Origin of the sequence: Pseudomonas taiwanensis (genome assembly GCF_013393345.1) — a bacterium.
In the GTDB taxonomy this organism is placed as follows: Bacteria; Pseudomonadota; Gammaproteobacteria; order Pseudomonadales; family Pseudomonadaceae; genus Metapseudomonas; species Metapseudomonas resinovorans_C.
In genome coordinates this window covers 1-18,439 of sequence record NZ_QJRF01000042.1, presented here as the reverse complement: position 1 = coordinate 18,439, position 18,439 = coordinate 1, and the positions used below count along the sequence as shown (strand labels likewise).

Sequence of the window (18,439 nt, the reverse complement as noted above, 5' to 3'; positions counted from 1 at the left end):
GGAAAAAGATGGGGGTATCTGTGGGGGCGAATTCATTCGCTAAGGGCCGCGAAGCGGCCCCTGTGGCGTTAAGGGCAGCCCTGCGGGCTGCATAGCGAATGAATTCGCCCCCACACAGAAAATAGGGACCGCTGTTCGCCGGCTCAATCCAGACTGAAATCATGCTGCCGCCAGGCCTCGTACACGGCCACGGCCACGGTGTTGGAGAGGTTCAGGCTACGGCAGTTGGGACGCATCGGCAGGCGCAGCCGCTGCTCGGGCGGCAGGCTCTCGCGCACTTCCTCGGGCAGGCCACGACTTTCCGGGCCAAAGAGGAAGGCGTCGCCCTTCTCGAAGGCCACTTCATGGAACAGCTTGGTGCCCTTGGTGGTGAAGGCGAATACCCGGGGTTGGCCCAGGGCCTCGAGGCAGCTTTCCAGGTCGCTGTAGCGCTTGAGCGTGGCGTACTCGTGGTAGTCCAGTCCGGCGCGGCGCAGACGCTTGTCGTCCAGCTCGAATCCGAGAGGTTCGATCAGGTGAAGGTGGCAGCCAGAATTGGCGCACAGCCTGATAATGTTGCCGGTATTCGGCGGAATTTCCGGTTGAAACAGGATGACGTGAAACATGAGTAGCCCCGGGCCCGAAGACGGGCGGCATTCTACTCCCGATGATGATCCGCGACCGAGCCTGTGGCCGCGCTTTTTGTTCTCCCTTGCCCTGCTGGGGCTGCTGGTTGGAATGATGCTCGGCCGCCTCACTGCGCCGGAACCCGTGCACCTGGAGCAGATCGAGGTACGCCAGGACGGCCTGGCGCTCTGGTTCGACCATGAGCCCGAGGTCCGCGTGGAAGCGTTGGAAGGTGCCTACGCGCTGGTGCTGGGCGCGGAAGGGCAATCCGCCAAGGGGCAACTGACCCTTGGCACGGCGCCGGTGAGCTGGAAGGTGCTGCGTTCGACCCAGGGGGTGATGGTGCGCTTCGTGGCGGCGCGGCCCTTGCGCGGAGAGTGGCGCGGGGCCGCGGAAGATGGGCGCTGGCGGCTGGAAGTCAGCCTGCGCGCCGAATAAGAAAGGGGATTCCCCGGCCTGCCTGTACCAAGGCCCCCTGAAGGGTGGTCATCCGCCGTGGCGAGTGACGCGGTCCTGCACCAGGCCCTTGTGGGGCCTGAGGCGCCTGGAGTCCAGCGCGCCTGTGGATAAAAGAGGGGATTCCCCGGCCTGCCTGTACCAAGGCCCCCCTGAAGGGTGGTCACCCGCCGAGGCGAGTGACGCGGTCCTGCACCGGGCCCTTGCGGAGCCCGAGGCGGCTGGCATCCAGCGCGCCTGTGGATAAAAGAGGGGATCCCCGGCCTGCCTGTACCAAGGCCCCCTGAAACCTGGTCGCCCCAGGGCGACGCTGTGTTGCTTCCGGCCTTTCTGGGGCCGTGGCGGCTGGGGTCAGCCTGCCTGTCATAAGAGTGGGGATTCCCCGGCCTGCCTGTACCAGGGGCCCCAAAACCGCTGTTGTCTGGACTACTGTTGTCTGGACTGTTGCAGGGGACGTGCCAATTCTTCCCGTGGATGTCGGATCAGATTCCTTTGCTCTGCTGGAGGCCGCGTAGCCGCTGGCTTTGAAGGAGAGAGGGCGTGGTTGGAAAGGGCGCCAACGGGAGGTTTTCAGCGTTGCGAGTGCCTGGGAGAGGAGCACTTTTTTGAGGCGCCAGCATGATTCGGGCACCAGGGATGGTCTTTTTTGCAGAGGGATCGAATGCCTGGCAAATGGAACAAGACCCCGCCGAGACTTCGGAAGAACCCGATGATTCACACGGCAAAGTTGTAGGGGGAACGCACTGGCGATAGCCGCCGGCGTGTAGGACGAATCACAAGTCGTGGGGCTGAAAACGGGGAGGGCGGGGCATTGCACCCCGCCCCCCAGGCGTCAGCCATCACACGTCGTCGCCGTCGTCCTCGTCGCCGCCGTCCACCTTCATACCCAGTTCCTTGATCTTCCGGGTCAGGGTGTTGCGGCCCCAGCCCAGCAGCACGGCCGCGTCGCGGCGACGTCCGGCGGTGTGCTTGAGGGCGGTCTCGATCATGATCCGCTCGAACGCCGGTACGGCGGTGTCGAGCAGGCTGGACTGGCCCCGGCCGAGGGACTGGTCGGCCCACTGGCGCAGGGCCTGTTCCCAGTTCGTCACCGGTGCGGCGTCCTGGGGTTGGGTGAGCAGTTCCGGCGGGAGGTCGTCGACATGCACCTCGCGACCCGAAGCCATCACGGTGATCCAGCGGCAGGTGTTCTCCAACTGGCGCACGTTGCCCGGCCAGGGCAGGTGCTTGAGGTAGTCCTCGGTTTCACCCTTCAGCAGTTTCGGCTCCACCGCGAGCTCCTGGGCGGCGCGGGCGAGGAAATGCCGGGCCAGCGTGGGGACGTCTTCTCGGCGGTCGGACAGGCGCGGAATGTGGATGCGGATGACGTTGAGGCGATGGAACAGGTCTTCGCGGAACTTGCCGGCCTGCACCAGGTTTTCCAGGTTCTGGTGGGTCGCGGCGATGATGCGCACGTCCACTTTCACCGGAGTGTGGCCGCCGACCCGATAGAACTCGCCGTCGGCCAGTACCCGCAGCAGACGGGTCTGGGTATCCGCCGGCATGTCGCCGATCTCGTCGAGGAACAGGGTGCCGCCGTCAGCCTGCTCGAAACGGCCGCGACGCTGGTTGGCCGCACCGGTGAAGGCGCCTTTCTCATGGCCGAACAGCTCGGACTCCATCAGGTCCTTCGGGATCGCCGCCATGTTCAGGGCGATGAAGGGAGACGCCGCGCGCGGGCTATGGCGGTGCAGGGCGTGGGCCACCAGCTCCTTGCCGGTACCGGACTCGCCGTTGATCAGCACGGTGATGTTGGAGTGGCTGAGGCGACCGATGGCGCGGAAGACCTCCTGCATGGCCGGCGCTTCGCCGATGATCTCCGGTGTGCGCGTCTGGCTTGCGGGTGCTTCCAGGCCCTGCTGTTCCTGGGCGTGCTGGAAGGCGCGCTTGACCAGGGAAACCGCCTCGTCGACGTCGAACGGCTTGGGCAGGTATTCGAAGGCACCGCCCTGGTAGGACGCGACCGCGCTGTCCAGGTCCGAGTGGGCGGTCATGATGATGACCGGCAGGCGCGGATGCACTTCGCGGATCTGCGCGAGCAGGTCGAGACCGCTGGCGCCCGGCATGCGGATGTCGGAGATGATCACATCCGGTTGTTGCCGGGCGAGGCGTCCGAGCAGGCTGTCGGCGCTCTCGAAACTCTGGGTGGTCATGCCTTCCTGCTGCAGGGCCTTTTCCAGCACCCAGCGGATGGAACGGTCGTCGTCGACGATCCAGACGGTTTCACTACGGCTCATGACGAGGAAGCTCCTTGTTCCAGCGGCAGGAAGATCGAGAAGACGGTGTGGCCGGGATGGCTTTCACACTCGATCAGGCCCTGGTGCTGACTGATGATGTTCTGGGCGATGGCCAGGCCCAGCCCGGTACCGTCCGGGCGACCACTGACCATGGGATAGAAGATGGTTTCCTGGAGCTCGGCCGGGATGCCCGGGCCGTTGTCGATGATCTCCACCTTGGTCACCAGCCGATGGCGCGTATGGCCGATGGTGAATTGGCGCAGGGTGCGGGTGCGCAGGGTGATGCGGCCAAGGCGCAAATCGCTCTGTGCGGAGAGGGCCTGCATGGCATTGCGCACGATATTGAGCACGGCCTGGATCATCTGTTCCTTGTCGATGAACACGTCAGGAATGCTTGGGTCGTAGTCGCGCACCAGATTGATGCCGCCCTGGCTTTCCGCCTCCACCAGGCTGAAGACCCGCTCCAGCACTTCGTGGACGTTGGTCATGGCCAGCGACGGCAGCTTGTTCGAGCCGAGCATGCGGTCCACCAGGTTCCGCAGGCGGTCGGCCTCTTCGATGATGACGTTGGTGTAATCCTTCAGGGACTCTTCCGGCAGTTCGCGGGAAAGCAACTGGGCAGCACCGCGGATACCCCCCAGGGGGTTCTTGATCTCGTGGGCGAGGCCGCGAACCAGCAGCTTGGTGGTTTCCTGCTTGGACAGCTGTGCCTCTTCCTTGGTGATACGCAGCAGGCGGTCACGCGGGTGGACTTCCAGCAGCAGCAGGGTTTCGCCGCGATTGAGCACAGGCGTTACCGCGTAATCCACGGTCAGGGTCTGGCCGGACAGCGAGGTGACCATGGCCTCGCGCTTGGTGAAGGGGTGCGCCTGTTCGACGGCCTGCCGCAAGGAGGCCAGGGCCTCGGGAGATTCGGTGAACAGTTCGCTGATGAACTGGCCATGGCTGCGCTGACCGCTGACGGCCAGGAGCATTTCAGCCGCCGGGTTCATGTACTCGAGACGCAGGTCCGCGTTGAGCAGGATCACCGCAGTGGTCAGGTTGTCGAGCAGCAGTCGGTGCAGGGCGTCGTTGATGGTCATGGCTTCCGCGCTCGTGGCGATGACAGGAAAATGCAAGAAGCAAACCAAAGCCCTGAAAAGTCGCGCTGAAACAGGATTTATGCCGGCGCCGGCCGCTTTTCAGAGCAGATCGTCCGGTTCGAGGTGAACCAAAATGGGGAGAGTATAGAAAGCGGTGCAGAGCATTGCACCGGAATGGTGCGTATTGCGGGCGAGTGGGCCGAGGCGGTCAGCCCATCGCTGAGAGGGCGAAGTCAGATGAACGGCAGGATGGCGATGTCGTCATCCTCTTCCTCGGGCTTGTCCTTCATCGGGCATTCCGGTCGAACGCCGTAGTCGTCTTTCTTGCAGGGGCGGGCAAGGCGCTTCTGCGACAGCGACATGCGCACGATATGCACCGGCTGACCGGGAGTGCGCTCAACCATGCGACCCTGGTCGTCGATGATCTCCACCGCCAACTGATGAGTACCACGATCCAGGTTCTTCAGCGGGAACACCGGGCTGCGACCGGGTTCGCCCACCGGCTGGCCATCCAGCAGCAGGCGATAGCTGTGGTTGGCGCGCAGGCCGGGTTCGCTCACCGCGCTGACGATCAGGTTGCCTTCACCGTCGCGGATAGTTGCATCGGGCTCGGGAACCAGGATACGCAGGACCTGATAGCCCTGTTCGCGAGGAATGGGCTTGGGGTAGAGCGGCGGCGGCTGGATGTCCCTGGGCGCGTTCATTTCATTGGGCGCGGGGGTGATTTCCAGGCGCTTGGCGTTGCCCGGCTTGGGCTGGTCGGTGAAGACGCGGTTACCTTCAGCGTCGATGTAGGTGTAGACCTCGGCCAGCGCGGGCTGGCCCAGGAGCAGCAGGGCAAGGAGCAGGAATCGTGTCATCGGTCAGTTGTTGGGTCGTGGGGTGGGGGCCGGCGGGCGTAGCGCCGGGCTGCTGGTGTTGACGCGCTGTACGGTGAAGGTGATCGGGGCACTGCTCTGCACCACGGTGGTGCCGGCGAGGACATCCACCATCAGGGTGTGCTCGCCACGGTCGACGTTCTGGACCTGCAGGCGCGGCACGTTGGTCGGTTGCCCATAGGGCTCGCCATCCAGGCGCAGACGCAGGCTGTGGCCGGGTTGCAGGCGCGGGTCCAGGCGAACGCCGACACTGAAGGTGCCGTTATTGGCGCGCAGGGCCTCTTCGTCCGGGAGGTTGGTCAGTTCCACCACGTTGTAGGCCGCCTGTTGCTCGGCGCTGGCGTCGTCATTGGCGGGCTGGCTGGGCGGTTGGATCTGTACCGCGTTAGTCGGCGGCAGCTCCACCTTCTCGGTGGGGGTGCCATCCGGAGGTTGGTTGGTGAATACCGTGTTGCCGTTGGCGTCCGTGTACTTGTAGATCTGTGCGGCGGCGGGGAGCGCGACCGCGAGCAGCAGGCAACTGATGATGAGGCGCATGGTGGCGGTCTCCGGAAGGTCATGCCAAGCCTTGCACCCGGATGGCGAGCTGGCAAGTCGGGCATTGTGCGACAGCGTCGGGGCAATCGATGTGCGCTGCAACACGTTGGGACATTTCTGGAATACCCGCGCCACTCCCGGCCCGAGCGAACTGTAGGCGAGCGCTGCTGTCAGTCTTGCCTTCGTGGGTCGCTCCACCGTCCGCCGCTTGCGGATGGGCGCGGAGCCGGCTTTTGTATGATGCGGATCGCTTTCATCGTTTGTGGGATGACTTTCTCGTGCCGATACCATCCTTTATCGCCCCTCGTTTCCTGTTTCTATTGCTGTTCTGCTTCCTCGTCGGACTGCTCTGTCCTGCGCAGGGGCAGGCGGCGCTGCCCAATCCGCTGGCGGGAAGTTCCGCAGGGGGTGAGCCGGTCAGCAATGCCCAGCTCGAACAGTCGCTCAACCAGGTGATCAAGACCCTGGAGAACGACCAGCAGCGCGCAGACTTGCTGAAAAAGCTGAAGCAGTTGCGCGACGTCACCGGCAAGGAGAAGGAAAGCGAAAGCGGGGTGCTCGGGTTGATCGGCGACACCCTGAGCAGCCTGGAAAAGCAGTTCCAGGGCGACAACAGCCCGCTGGTGATCTGGAGCAACCAGTTCCGGCTGGCGAGCGCCGAGGTGCAGGAGCGTCTCCCCGGATGGCGCGACTGGCCGGGCATCGTCTTCAACTTCTCCGCGGTCATCTTGCTCTGGGCGTGCCTGGCCAGCGCCCTACTGTGGCTGGGGCGGCGCATGCGCGAGCGCTTCGGCCTCTCGGCGGAACTGCCGCAGCACCCGAAGACCCGCGACCTCGTGCTGTTCGCCCTGCGCAAGCTGGGTCCCTGGCTGATCGCCTTCTTCATCACTCTTTATCTATCGTTCGTGCTACCCAGCTCGCTGAGCAAGATGCTGGCGATGCTGATGGCCTACGTACTGGTCTGCGGCACGCTGTTCTCCGCGCTCTGCGTGATCTGCCTGTCGCTGCTCAGCGGTCCGCACCGAATTCGTGCGCTGGATATCCTGCGTCGCCAGGCCTTCCGCCCACTGTGGCTGATCGGCAGCCTGGCCGCACTTGGTGAGGCGGCCCACGATCCACGACTGATCGCGGGCCTCGGTGAGCACACGGCGATCTGCCTGAGCACCCTGGCCAATGCCATTGCGGCGGTGCTCACCGCGCTGTTCGTGCTGCGTTTTCGCCGCCCCATCGCCCACCTGATCCGCAACCAGCCGCTGGAGCGTCGTCTCAAGCGCCGGGGCCTGCACGAACTGGTGGAGCTGGTCGGCTCGCTGTGGTTCGTGCCAGTGCTCTTGCTGGTGGGTACCTCGTTGTTCGCCACCTTCGTATCGGCTGCCGACAGCAGCGTCGCCCTGCGCCGCGCCCTGGTCTGCGCCGTGCTGGCGGTGGTTGCCATGACGGTGATCGGCCTGCTCAGTCGCCGTTCCGGTCGCACGGGTGACGGGGGGCGGCGCAGTGCTCCGTACGTCGATCAGCTGCAGAAGTTCGGCCTCACCCTGGTGCACCTCTTCGTGGCGTTGTTCTTCATTGAGGTGGGGCTACGGGTCTGGGGCATGTCGCTGATCCGCTACGCCGAAGGCGAGGGCTCGGAAATCAGCATGAAGATGGTCAGCTTCGGCACCACGCTGCTGGTGGCCTGGCTGGTGTGGATTCTCGCTGACACGGCGGTTCAGCACAGCCTGGGTGTCGGCAGTCGAAATCGCGCGAACACGCGCGCCCTGACCATGCTGCCGCTGATCCGTAACGTGTTGTTCGTCACCATCGCGGTGATCGCCCTGATCGTCGCCCTGGCCAATATGGGCATGAATGTCACGCCGCTGCTGGCCGGTGCCGGCGTGATCGGCCTGGCGATCGGTTTTGGTGCGCAGTCCCTGGTGGCGGACCTGATTACCGGCCTGTTCATCATCATCGAGGACTCCCTGTCCATCGACGACTACGTCGATGTCGGCGGCCACCTTGGCACGGTGGAGGGGCTGACCATCCGCACTGTGCGCCTGCGCGACCTGGACGGCGTGGTGCATACCATCCCGTTCAGCGAGATCAAGAGCATCAAGAACTACTCACGGCAGTTCGGCTACGCGATGTTCCGCTGGCCGGTGCCCTCGAGCATGCCGATCGACGACGCTGTCGCGCTGGTCCAGGACGTGGCGAAAGAGTTGCGCAGCGATCCGTTGGTCTACCGCAGCCTGTGGTCGCCGCTGGAGTTGCAGGGCGTCGAGAGCTTCGACAACGGCCAGGCGATCCTGCGCTTCCGCTTCAAGACCGCGCCGATCAAGCAATGGGAAGTGCAGCGGGCATTCAACCTGCGCCTGCGCAGGCGTCTCGACCAGTCGGGCCTGGAGTTGGCGATGCCGCGCCTGAACGTCCAGCTCAGCCGGGTGCGCCAGCCAAGGGCGGAGCCGCCGGAAGGGCAGGACGTGTTGGCGGATGAGGGGATCTAGCTGAGGCGGTGGACTGCTGGTTGTGGGGGCGAATTCATTCGCTATGGGCTGCGCAGCAGCCCCCTGCAGTGTTCAGGGGCAGACCTGCGGTCTGTTTAGCGATTGAAATCGCCCCCACAGGAAGAGCAGCCTCTACCGCGGCCCGGCAATAAAAAAGGCCTCCCGAAGGAGGCCTTAATGTTGACGCTATTTATAGGTATTCGTGGATCAGACGCTGTAGTACAGGTCGTATTCCAGCGGGTGCACGAAGGTGCGCACCTTGATTTCTTCTTCGCTCTTCAGCTCGATGTAGGCATCGATGAAGTCGTCGGAGAACACGCCGCCCTTGGTCAGGAACGCACGGCCCTTGTCCAGCTCTTCCAGGGCTTCTTTCAGGCTGCCGCAAACCTGCGGGATTTCCTTGGCCTCTTCCGGCGGCAGGTCATACAGGTTCTTGTCAGCGGCATCGCCGGGGTGAATCTTGTTCTGGATACCGTCCAGACCGGCCATCAGCAGAGCTGCGAAGCACAGGTAGGGGTTGGCAGCCGGGTCCGGGAAGCGCGCTTCGATACGACGGGCTTTCGGGCTGTTCACGTACGGGATACGGATCGAGGCGGAACGGTTGCGGGCGGAGTAGGCCAGCATTACCGGAGCTTCGAAGCCGGGAACCAGACGCTTGTAGGAGTTGGTGGCCGGGTTGGTGAAGCCGTTCAGGGCCTTACCGTGCTTGATGATGCCGCCGATGAAGTACAGGGCGGTGTCGGACAGGCCGGCATAGCCTTCGCCAGCGAAGGTGTTCTTGCCATCTTTGGAGATGGACATGTGAACGTGCATGCCCGAGCCGTTGTCGCCGTACAGCGGCTTCGGCATGAAGGTCACGGTCTTGCCGTAGGCGTCGGCAACGTTGTGCACGCAGTACTTCAGGGTCTGAACTTCGTCAGCCTTGGCAACGAGGGTGTTGAACTTCACACCGATCTCGTTCTGGCCGGCAGTCGCCACTTCGTGGTGGTGAACTTCTACCACCAGGCCCATTTCTTCCAGGGCGTTGCACATGGCGGTACGGATTTCGTGGTCGTGGTCGACCGGCGGTACCGGGAAGTAGCCGCCTTTCACGCCCGGACGGTGGCCCTTGTTGCCGCCTTCGATGTCGGCGTCGGTGTTCCAGGAAGCCTGCTCGGAGAAGATCTTGAACATGGAACCGGAGATGTCGGACTTGAACTTCACTTCGTCGAAGATGAAGAACTCCGGCTCCGGACCAACGAATACGGTGTCACCGATACCGGTGGTCTTCAGGTATTCCTCGGCGCGGCGGGCGATGGCGCGCGGGTCGCGATCGTAGCCTTGCATGGTGCTCGGCTCGATGATGTCGCAAACCAGGATAATGGTCGGCTCTTCGGTGAACGGGTCCAGAACGGCAGTGCTGTCGTCCGGCAGCAGGATCATGTCGGAAGCTTCGATGCCTTTCCAACCTTCGATGGAGGAGCCGTCGAACATCTTGCCGTGTTCGAAGAAATCGTCATCGGCGTCACGGGCCGGCATGGTCACGTGCTGCTGCTTGCCTTTGGTATCGGTGAAGCGCAGATCAATCCACTTCACGTCGTGTTCTTTAATCAGTTGAAGCGACTTCGACATGTTGTCCTCCAGGTGGTTGGGGGCAGAAACCTTGCCTCCCATAAATTCGGGCTGAAGCCGGAGCGGGATAGTCCGCCAGGGCGACCTGCCTCACAAGGGAGCAAATTGCGTGCCAGTGCCCCGGAATGGGCAGATGGCCCAAAACTCGCGCCTGCCGGGGGCTCCGCTCCGTTTGTGCACAGTTTTACGCACTGTTTTCGTGCCCTGCATGGTGCATGTGCTCCGTTTTGGTGCGGCGAAAGCTTTCCTGAATGATTTTGGTCAAACCTTGAACAATTTCCGCTATAATCCGCGCCCCTCTTTTTCGGCCGCCGTTGCAGGCGCTGTTTTCATGAAACTGATCGTCAAAGTCTTCCCGGAAATCACCATCAAGAGCCGGCCGGTGCGCAAGCATTTCATCCGCCAGCTCTCGAAGAACATCCGCGCGGTCCTGAAAGACCTGGACCCGGAGCTCGAGGTGACCGGCGTCTGGGACAACCTGGAAGTGCAGACACGGCAGACCGAGCCGAAGCTGCTGCGCGAGATGATCGAGCGGCTGACCTGCACCCCGGGCATCACGCACTTCCTGGAAGTGCACGAGTACCCGCTGGGCGACTTCGACGATGTACTGGAAAAGTGCAAGCTGCATTACGCCGACCAGATTCCCGGCAAGATCTTCGCCGTGCGCTGCAAGCGTGCAGGCAAGCACACATTCACCTCCATGGAGCTGGAGCGCCACGTCGGCAGCCGCCTGCGCCAGGAGTGCAACGCGGCCGGCATCTCCCTGAAGAACCCGGAAGTGGAAGTACGGATGGAAGTGCGCGACCAGCGCCTGTTCGTCATCCACCACCAGCACGACGGCATGGGTGGTTACCCGCTGGGTTCCCTGGAGCAGACCCTCGTGCTGATGTCTGGCGGCTTCGACTCCACCGTCGCTGCCTACCAGATGATGCGTCGTGGCCTGATGACCCACTTCTGCTTCTTCAACCTCGGCGGCCGTGCCCACGAACTGGGCGTGATGGAAGTGGCCCATTACCTGTGGGAGAAGTTCGGTCGTTCCCAGCGCGTGCTGTTCATCAGCGTGCCCTTCGAGGAAGTGGTGGGCGAGATCCTCAGCAAGGTCGACAACAGCCAGATGGGCGTGGTGCTCAAGCGCATGATGCTGCGCGCCTCCACCCACATGGCGCGCAAGTTGACCCTGGATGCGCTGGTGACCGGCGAAGCCATTTCCCAGGTATCCAGCCAGACCCTGCCCAACCTCGCGGTGATCGATTCGGCCACCGATATGCTGGTGCTGCGTCCGCTGATCGCCAGCCACAAGCAGGACATCATCGACACCGCCACCCGCATCGGCACCGCCGAGTTCGCCAAGCACATGCCCGAGTACTGCGGCGTGATCTCGGTGAACCCGACCACCAAGGCCAAGATCGGTCGCATCGAGCACGAGGAAGAGCAGTTCGACATGGCCATCCTCGAGCGTGCCCTGGAGCGCGCGCGCCTGGTGCCGATCGACCGGGTGATCGACGAACTGGGCCAGGACGTGGCCGTGGAAGAAGTGCGCGAAGCCCTGCCGGGGCAGATCGTCATCGACATCCGCCACCCCGATGCGCAGGAAGACGATCCCCTGGAACTTCCTGGCGTCGAAGTGCAGGCGCTGCCGTTCTACGCGGTCAACAACCGTTTCAAGGAACTGGACGCCAACCGCCAGTACCTCCTGTATTGCGACAAGGGCGTGATGAGTCGCCTGCATGCCCACCATCTGCTCAGCGAGGGACACGCCAATGTGCGCGTTTATCGCCCGGCCTAAACAGCCCGGGCTGTTCGGCGGCAGCATCCGCCACCGCCCTCCCGATTGCCGGCCCTGAGTCGCAGTTCATTCATCTGGGCCGCATAGACTTCGCGGCAAACCGAATCCTCTGATCGAGATACAAACGTGATCGAAAAACTCCGTAACATCGCCATCATCGCCCACGTCGACCATGGCAAAACCACCCTGGTGGACAAGCTCCTGAAGCTGTCCGGCACCCTCGACCGCAAAGAAGCGGAAAGCGAGCGCGTGATGGACTCCAACGACCAGGAAAAAGAGCGCGGCATTACCATTCTGGCGAAGAACACCGCCATCAAATGGAACGGCTTCAACATCAACATCGTGGACACCCCCGGCCACGCCGACTTCGGCGGTGAGGTTGAGCGTGTGATGTCCATGGTGGACTCCGTTCTGCTGGTGGTCGACGCCCAGGACGGCCCCATGCCGCAGACCCGCTTCGTGACCCAGAAGGCTTTCAAGGCCGGCCTGCGTCCGATCGTCGTCGTCAACAAGATTGACCGTCCGGGCGCGCGTCCTGACTGGGTCATCGACCAGATCTTCGACCTGTTCGACAACCTCGGTGCCACCGATGAGCAGCTCGACTTCCCGATCGTCTACGCCAGCGCCCTGAACGGCATCGCCGGTCTGGACCACGAGAAGATGGACGACAACATGGACGCTCTGTTCCAGGCCATCATCGACCACGTACCGGTACCGGACGTAGACGTCGACGGTCCGTTCCAGATGCAGATCTCCCAGCTGGACTACAACAGCTTCCTCGGCGTGATCGGCATCGGCCGTATCGCCCGTGGCCGCGTCAAGGCCAACACCCAGGTAGTTGCTGTCAGCGACGACGGCACCCGCCGCAACGGCCGTATCCTCAAGATCATGGGCCACTCCGGCCTGCAGCGCGTTGAAGTTGCCGATGCTGAAGCCGGCGACATCGTCTGCGTGAGCGGCATGGAAGAGCTGTTCATCTCCGACACCCTGTGCGACCCGCAGAACGTCGAAGCCCGTCCGCCGCTGACCGTTGACCAGCCGACCGTGAGCATGACCTTCCAGGTCAACGACTCGCCGTTCGCCGGCAAGGAAGGCAAGTTCGTCACCAGCCGCAACATCAAGGACCGTCTGGAGAAGGAACTGCTGCACAACGTGGCCCTGCGCGTTGAAGCGGGCGATTCTGCCGAGAAGTTCAAGGTTTCCGGCCGTGGTGAACTGCACCTGTCCGTACTGATCGAAACCATGCGCCGCGAAGGTTTCGAGATGGCCGTTGGCCGTCCGGAAGTGGTGATCATCGAGAAGGACGGCGAGAAGCAAGAGCCGTACGAGAACGTCACCATCGACATCGAAGAGCAGCACCAGGGCTCCGTGATGGAGCAGATGGGCCTGCGTAAGGGCGATCTGACCAACATGATCCCCGACGGCAAGGGCCGCGTGCGCCTGGAATACACCATCCCGGCACGTGGCCTGATCGGCTTCCGTAACAACTTCCTGACCCTGACCTCGGGTACCGGCATCCTGACCTCGACCTTCAGCCACTACGGCCCGATCAAGGCCGGCGAAGTCAGCAACCGTCAGAACGGCGTACTGGTCTCCATGGCCACCGGCACCGCCCTGACCTACTCGCTGGAAACCCTGCAAAGCCGCGGCAAGCTGTTCCTCGGCCCAGGCGACGAAATCTACGAAGGCCAGCTGGCCGGCATCAACAGCCGTGACAACGACCTGGTGATCAACCCCACCAAGGGCAAGAAGCTCGACAACATGCGCGCCTCCGGCAAGGACGAAGTCATTGCCCTGGTTCCGCCGATCCGCTTCACCCTGGAGCAGGCTCTGGAATTCATCGCTGATGATGAGCTGGTGGAAGTGACTCCGAAGTCCATCCGTCTGCGCAAGAAAATGCTGAACGAGAACGACCGCAAGCGCTACGAGCGCACCAAGGTCTGATCCTCGATCAGTGAATGAAAAAGCCCCCGTCGGAGCGATCCGGCGGGGGCTTTTTCTTGGCTACCCAGGCAGCCATTCGGTACATCCGGCCGGGGCCAATTCTCCTTCACACAGGCAATAGCGAAATTTCCATCGCACGCTCAGTTGCCATCCTGCATACCCCCATACGGATTACTGCTTCCATTCGCACCGGTTTGAACCCGATCGATTGCGAAGGACTGCCCGTTGCTCTTTTCTCGATTTATTACCTCCGTTTTCATGCTGGTGACTTGCACGCCACTGGCTGCAGTGGCGGAAGTCTCGCCCGGCGACCGCGACCTGATCCGTGAACGACAGGAGCGCCTGCTGCAGGAACAGCAGAAGCGCCTGGAAGAACTCCAGCAACTACCCGGCAGGTCCTTCGAGAGCGCCCCGGAGCAGATAGTGGGGGAGGGGCACTGCTTCGAGATTCGCCAGATCGATATCCAGGGCGCAACGCTTCTGACGCAAGGCAAGCGAGATGAACTGCTGGCCCCCTTCATTGGCCACTGCCTCGGTGTCCCCCAGCTCAACGAACTGCTCAAACTTATCACCGGCCACTACCTGGATCGGGGCTACGTCACCACCCGCGCCTACCTGCCGCAACAGGACCTCTCCACCGGCACGCTGCAGATCATCGTCATCGAGGGCAAGCTGGAAGGCCTCAACAGCTCCGAACTCGCCAGCGACCGCGAACTGGCCATGGCATTCCCCGGCCGCACCGGCGAGGTGCTCAACCTGCGCGAACTGGAGCAACTGGTCGACCAACTGAACCGCCTGCCGTCGCGCCAGGCGCAATTGGAGCTGGTACCCAGCGATCAGGTGGGTGGCAGCCGGATGCACCTCAAAGGAAGTCGCGACAAAGCCTGGCGCGCCTCGGCCACGCGCAACAACGATGGCGACATCAGTACCGGCGAGCAGCAGATGGGGCTGGGACTGGACTGGGATAGCCCGTTCGGACTGGCCGACCAGCTGAGCCTGCGAGCCAACAGCGATGCGGTCACTGACCAGTGGCGTCATTCCGATAACCAGAGCCTTTACTACAGCCTGCCCTGGGGCTGGTGGACCTTCAGTTACAGCTACAGCCAGAGCTACTACCGCACTCGCAATGACAACGCAGGCTTCGACTTCGCCCTGGACGGTGACAGCAAGACTCACCAACTGCGCGCCGAGCGAGTCCTGCACCGCGACAACGTGAGCAAGACGGCTTTCAACCTTGGCCTCAGCCATCTGCGCACCCGCAACTACATCGACAACGCCCTGGTGGACGTTTCCAGCACTCGCCTCACCGAAGCGCAACTGGGATTCAACCATGGCCGCCGCATCGGTCCGGCCTTCGTCAACCTGGATGCCGGCTGGCAGCAGGGCACCGGCGCGCTGGACGCCCAGGGCGCCGGGCAACCCCACGGCAGCGAGCCAGTGGCCCGCTACAACAAGTACAGCCTCACCCTCAGCTATTTGCAGCCCTTCCAGCTCTGGGGCGAGAACCTCAGCTTCGACAGCCTCGCCTCGCCCGTTCGTTGGAGCGGCCTGACCTGATCGAGCGCCGTGAGAGCCCGATCTACTTCCGCGTCGACGCGTTCTTTTAGCAGGTCGGCTTACCAGGACTTCGCCCCCGCTCCGGAGCTATCCAAGCGGGCGTTGATTTAGCGTTTCGCGGTCACATACCGGCCGCTGGAGAGGAAATACATGGATGTTCGCAGCCCCCTCAACCAATGCATCGCCCTGGCCCTGGCCGGCATCCTCTTCCTCAATCCGATCGTCGCGGCGGCGGCCGAATTGGCGGTGGATGCTTCCGCCGGCGGTAATACCCAATTGGGCCAGGCCGGCAATGGCGTACCGGTGATCAATATCGCCACACCCAACGGCAGCGCCAACCTTGCCGCCAGCCAGGGCCGCATCGAATCCGACTACCGCAGCGTACAGGAGCAGACCGGCCTGTTCGCCGGCGCGGGCGGCTTCCAGATCGAGGTGGGCAACCATACCCAGTTGGATGGCGCCGTCATCGGCAGCACCGCCGAGGCCGAGCGCAACCGGCTGAGCAGCGGCACCTTGGGCTGGAGCGAGATTCGCAACGAGGCCGAGTACAAGAGCCAGCAACTGAGTGTCAGCGCTTCAAGCGGCAGTGATGGTGCCGGTTCCTTCATTGGCAACATGCCCGGCGGCAGCCTGGTGGCCTACAGCCACGGTGACAGTGAGAGCGGCACCACTAACCCAGCCATCGCGGATGGCAGCATCGAGATTCGCGACCAGGCCCATCAGCAGCAGGACCTTGCCAGCCTGAGCCGTGAAGTGGGGAGCGCCAACGGCAGCATCGACCCGATCTTAGATAAGGAGAAGGAGCAACGCCGCCTGCAACAGGTGCAACTGATCGCCGAGATCGGCGCCCAGTCGATGGACATCATCCGTACCGAGGGTCAGTTGCAGGCCGACAAGGTCGCACGGGAGGAACTGGCTCGGCAGGGCATCAACAACCCTACCCGGGAACAGCTGCGCAAGAGCGACGCCTACAAGCGAGTCATGGAAGGCTACGGCACCGGCAGTGACCTACAGCGTGCCACCCAGGCCGTCACCGCCGCCCTGCAGGGTCTGGCTGGCGGCGACATTGGCGCGGCCCTAGCCGGCGCCTCGGCGCCCTATCTGGCGGAAGTCATCAAGCGCTCCACCCAGGGCAACGACACCGCACAACTGATGGCCCATGCGGTGCTGGGCGCGGTAGTGGCCAATGCCCAGGGTAACTCCGCAGCGGCTGGCGCCGTGGGCGCGGCCAGTGGCGAGCTGATGGTCAAATTGATCAGCCAGGCGCTCTACGCCGAGAGCGACCCCGGTAAGCTGAACGAAGACCAGAAGCAGAGCATCTCCGCCCTTGCGACCCTGGCTGCTGGTATGGCCGGAGGGGCTTTGGGAGGGGACGTGACCAGCGCTCTCGCGGCGGCCCAAGGTGGCAGGAACGCCGCCGAGAACAATGGCCTTGGCATGGCCCCCGGCAACGATCTCGGCTTCTGGCTTCTCAAGTCGGATGAGTGCAATACGGACTGCAAGTCGCAGATTGCACAGCAGACGGCAGAGGGTAGTTTGCTGGCTTCTGGCGCCTTGGCGGCGGCCGTGGGCGGCGGCGCGCTGACCGCAGCGGCAATTTCTGCAGCTCGTTCTGCGGCGGTGGCCTGCAGCACCAATCCGGCGCTTTGCGTATCTGAGGCTGGCCTTTTCGTGAACGATCTGGTGCTCAGCGAAGCCCTGCCCGCTGGGCTGGGCATCGCGGCCGGCGCCAAGCTGACACTGGAGCAGGCGTCCGAAATCCGTATTCTGATGGAACTGGAGAAGCAGGCCGGGACCAAGGTCAGTGCGGACGCGGTGCGTGTTGCGCTTGGGGCGGGAGGTGCGAAGGCAACCTCCAGCGTGTTGCATAGCTTCGGTGGTCGCACGGTTGATGACCTTGTCTCAGCGGCTGCAAGTCCTGTTAATAAGGAGGGTCTGACAGAGGCCGCTAGAGCTCTGACAAAGCATGCATCTGGGCAGCGCTCAACCGGAACATTCCCTAAACTTTCAGGTGGGCTTGAAAAGCAAAACGCTACCGCTGAAAGAGTTGTTAATGAAATTCTCAAGCATCCTGACGCAACCTATAAAAATTTGAGTCGGGGTGGGCTAGAGGTGAGAGCGCCGGACGGTAGAGGGCTGCGGTTCAATAGTGATGGCTCATTCTCTGGCTTCTTAGATCCGAAGGTGCAGCTATGAAACTTGACAGTAATTCTGACTTTGAGGTTTTGGAATATAGCGATAGTCGCTATGAGAAGTTGACTATTGAAATTCAATATAAGGGAGAGTCGGTGGCTCAAATTAATCAGGACCAAGGAATGGATAGGTTAGAGCTTGAGGTGTTTGCCGACTTGAATAGCTCAGTTCTAAAGGTTCCGCTGGCTGGTTTCTTAGAGTCAATAGTTTTGGCGAAGAGGTCAATTGAGGCGTAACAGAAAAAAGGCTGACAGAAAATGGGGAAAAGGAAGAGAAAAGGAAAGAAAGGGGACAGATTTAATTTCCCTGCTCTAATTCTAATGAGGGGAGAGTGGTTTAAGTTTTTCAAGGTGGAAGAAACCATGCCCAGGGTGGGGCGGGTTTGAGTAGATAAATAAATCTGTCCCCCCTTTTTTTCTGAAAGACTTTAAAATCGAATCTTCTTGGATAAAGCAATGAATGATTGTAATTGGGAAATCATAGAAAAGTTTTCATCACCTCAGGAGTACGAGAGATTCTCTGCCTGGGTAGCCAGCCAAGTTAAGGCTGGAATGGTAGTACAGGTCCCTGTTCAGGACAGTTATGCAGGGTCAGCCTTTGAGGAGAAGTGGTTTATGTGTCTAGGCGCATCTGAAACCTGGAGATTAGTTTCCCCTCAAGCTCCATTTCTGGGTTATTGGGGGCCGGTATAGGAAAAATTGGCTGTTGAGTTGTCTCAAAAGGGCTGGGGCTAGCTCAGGTGCTGATAATGCGGCCCTGTATCCATCAGAAAAGGGGGCTGATCTATTTTTCCTACTCTAATCCTTTGGAAATAGAGAACACGTTCTAGGTCTTCATGGAGGGAGAAGCCATGCCCAGGGTGGGGCGGGTTCTGTTGCCAAATTATCCACATCACATCGTTCAACGTGGCCATAACCGACAGGTTGTTTTTGCCGAGAATGCGTATTTCGAACGTTACCTGGCCGACCTACGTGAGTTGAAGGGTGCCTTTGGGGTGAAGGTGTATGCGTACTGCCTGATGACCAATCATGTG

General features: G+C 62.0%; 13 protein-coding genes and 2 pseudogenes. 9 read left to right on the top strand and 6 right to left on the bottom strand.

Annotation, left to right across the window (positions count from 1 at the left end):
- Nucleotides 1-143: 143 nt before the first annotated feature.
- Nucleotides 144-605 (bottom strand): tRNA (uridine(34)/cytosine(34)/5-carboxymethylaminomethyluridine(34)-2'-O)-methyltransferase TrmL, encoded by a 462-nt coding sequence (trmL, locus tag DM872_RS07735; protein WP_077525699.1) that lies wholly within the window; start codon nucleotides 603-605, stop codon nucleotides 144-146.
- On the opposite strand from trmL, the gene DM872_RS07730 reads away from it, so the two are divergent.
- On the top strand, nucleotides 604-1,044 hold the full coding sequence (locus DM872_RS07730) for a hypothetical protein (protein ID WP_179058926.1): 441 nt from the start codon (nucleotides 604-606) through the stop codon (nucleotides 1,042-1,044). The genes trmL and DM872_RS07730 overlap by 2 nt on opposite strands.
- 857 nt (nucleotides 1,045-1,901) lie before the next feature.
- On the opposite strand, the gene ntrC is transcribed toward DM872_RS07730, so the two are convergent.
- From ntrC to DM872_RS07710, 4 genes are all read right to left on the bottom strand, one after another.
- Nucleotides 1,902-3,338: a nitrogen regulation protein NR(I) gene (gene ntrC, locus DM872_RS07725; RefSeq protein ID WP_179058925.1), complete on the bottom strand. Its 1,437-nt coding sequence runs from the start codon at nucleotides 3,336-3,338 to the stop codon at nucleotides 1,902-1,904.
- On the bottom strand, nucleotides 3,335-4,420 hold the full coding sequence (glnL, locus tag DM872_RS07720) for a nitrogen regulation protein NR(II) (protein WP_179058924.1): 1,086 nt from the start codon (nucleotides 4,418-4,420) through the stop codon (nucleotides 3,335-3,337). The genes ntrC and glnL overlap by 4 nt, the downstream gene beginning before the upstream one ends.
- Before the next feature lie 233 nt (nucleotides 4,421-4,653).
- Nucleotides 4,654-5,280 carry a DUF4124 domain-containing protein gene (locus tag DM872_RS07715; protein WP_179058923.1) on the bottom strand — a complete coding sequence of 209 codons (627 nt, stop codon included), beginning with the start codon at nucleotides 5,278-5,280 and terminating at the stop codon, nucleotides 4,654-4,656.
- Between the two features lie 3 nt (nucleotides 5,281-5,283).
- The gene (locus tag DM872_RS07710; RefSeq protein ID WP_179058922.1) at nucleotides 5,284-5,835 is read right to left on the bottom strand and encodes a DUF4124 domain-containing protein; all 552 of its coding nucleotides are present in this window, start codon (nucleotides 5,833-5,835) and stop codon (nucleotides 5,284-5,286) included.
- A 278-nt stretch (nucleotides 5,836-6,113) separates the two neighbouring features.
- Between DM872_RS07710 and DM872_RS07705 the strand changes: the two genes are divergently transcribed.
- The gene (locus tag DM872_RS07705; RefSeq protein WP_179058921.1) at nucleotides 6,114-8,315 is read left to right on the top strand and encodes a mechanosensitive ion channel family protein; all 2,202 of its coding nucleotides are present in this window, start codon (nucleotides 6,114-6,116) and stop codon (nucleotides 8,313-8,315) included.
- A gap of 207 nt (nucleotides 8,316-8,522) precedes the next feature.
- Here the strand turns inward: DM872_RS07705 and glnA are convergent, their stop codons facing one another.
- Nucleotides 8,523-9,926, bottom strand: coding sequence for a glutamate--ammonia ligase (glnA, locus tag DM872_RS07700; protein WP_069086056.1), 1,404 nt, complete (start codon nucleotides 9,924-9,926; stop codon nucleotides 8,523-8,525).
- A gap of 331 nt (nucleotides 9,927-10,257) precedes the next feature.
- On the opposite strand from glnA, the gene thiI reads away from it, so the two are divergent.
- From thiI to DM872_RS07670, 7 genes and pseudogenes are all read left to right on the top strand, one after another.
- On the top strand, nucleotides 10,258-11,712 hold the full coding sequence (gene thiI / locus DM872_RS07695; protein WP_179058920.1) for a tRNA uracil 4-sulfurtransferase ThiI: 1,455 nt from the start codon (nucleotides 10,258-10,260) through the stop codon (nucleotides 11,710-11,712).
- A gap of 126 nt (nucleotides 11,713-11,838) precedes the next feature.
- Complete coding sequence (gene typA, locus DM872_RS07690) at nucleotides 11,839-13,656, top strand: translational GTPase TypA (RefSeq protein ID WP_077524679.1); 1,818 nt, start codon at nucleotides 11,839-11,841, stop codon at nucleotides 13,654-13,656.
- Nucleotides 13,657-13,914: 258 nt separating this feature from the next.
- Nucleotides 13,915-15,195, top strand: a pseudogene (locus DM872_RS07685) (ShlB/FhaC/HecB family hemolysin secretion/activation protein); the annotation flags it as partial.
- Nucleotides 15,196-15,363: 168 nt separating this feature from the next.
- Nucleotides 15,364-15,544 (top strand): annotated as a pseudogene (locus tag DM872_RS30875) (hypothetical protein); the annotation flags it as partial.
- A gap of 284 nt (nucleotides 15,545-15,828) precedes the next feature.
- Nucleotides 15,829-17,409, top strand: coding sequence for a VENN motif pre-toxin domain-containing protein (locus tag DM872_RS30450; RefSeq protein ID WP_373273691.1), 1,581 nt, complete (start codon nucleotides 15,829-15,831; stop codon nucleotides 17,407-17,409).
- The gene (locus DM872_RS07675; protein WP_179058919.1) at nucleotides 17,406-17,642 is read left to right on the top strand and encodes a hypothetical protein; all 237 of its coding nucleotides are present in this window, start codon (nucleotides 17,406-17,408) and stop codon (nucleotides 17,640-17,642) included. The genes DM872_RS30450 and DM872_RS07675 overlap by 4 nt, the downstream gene beginning before the upstream one ends.
- A gap of 614 nt (nucleotides 17,643-18,256) precedes the next feature.
- On the top strand, nucleotides 18,257-18,439 hold a 183-nt coding region (locus DM872_RS07670; RefSeq protein ID WP_179058918.1), incomplete at its 3' end, for a transposase.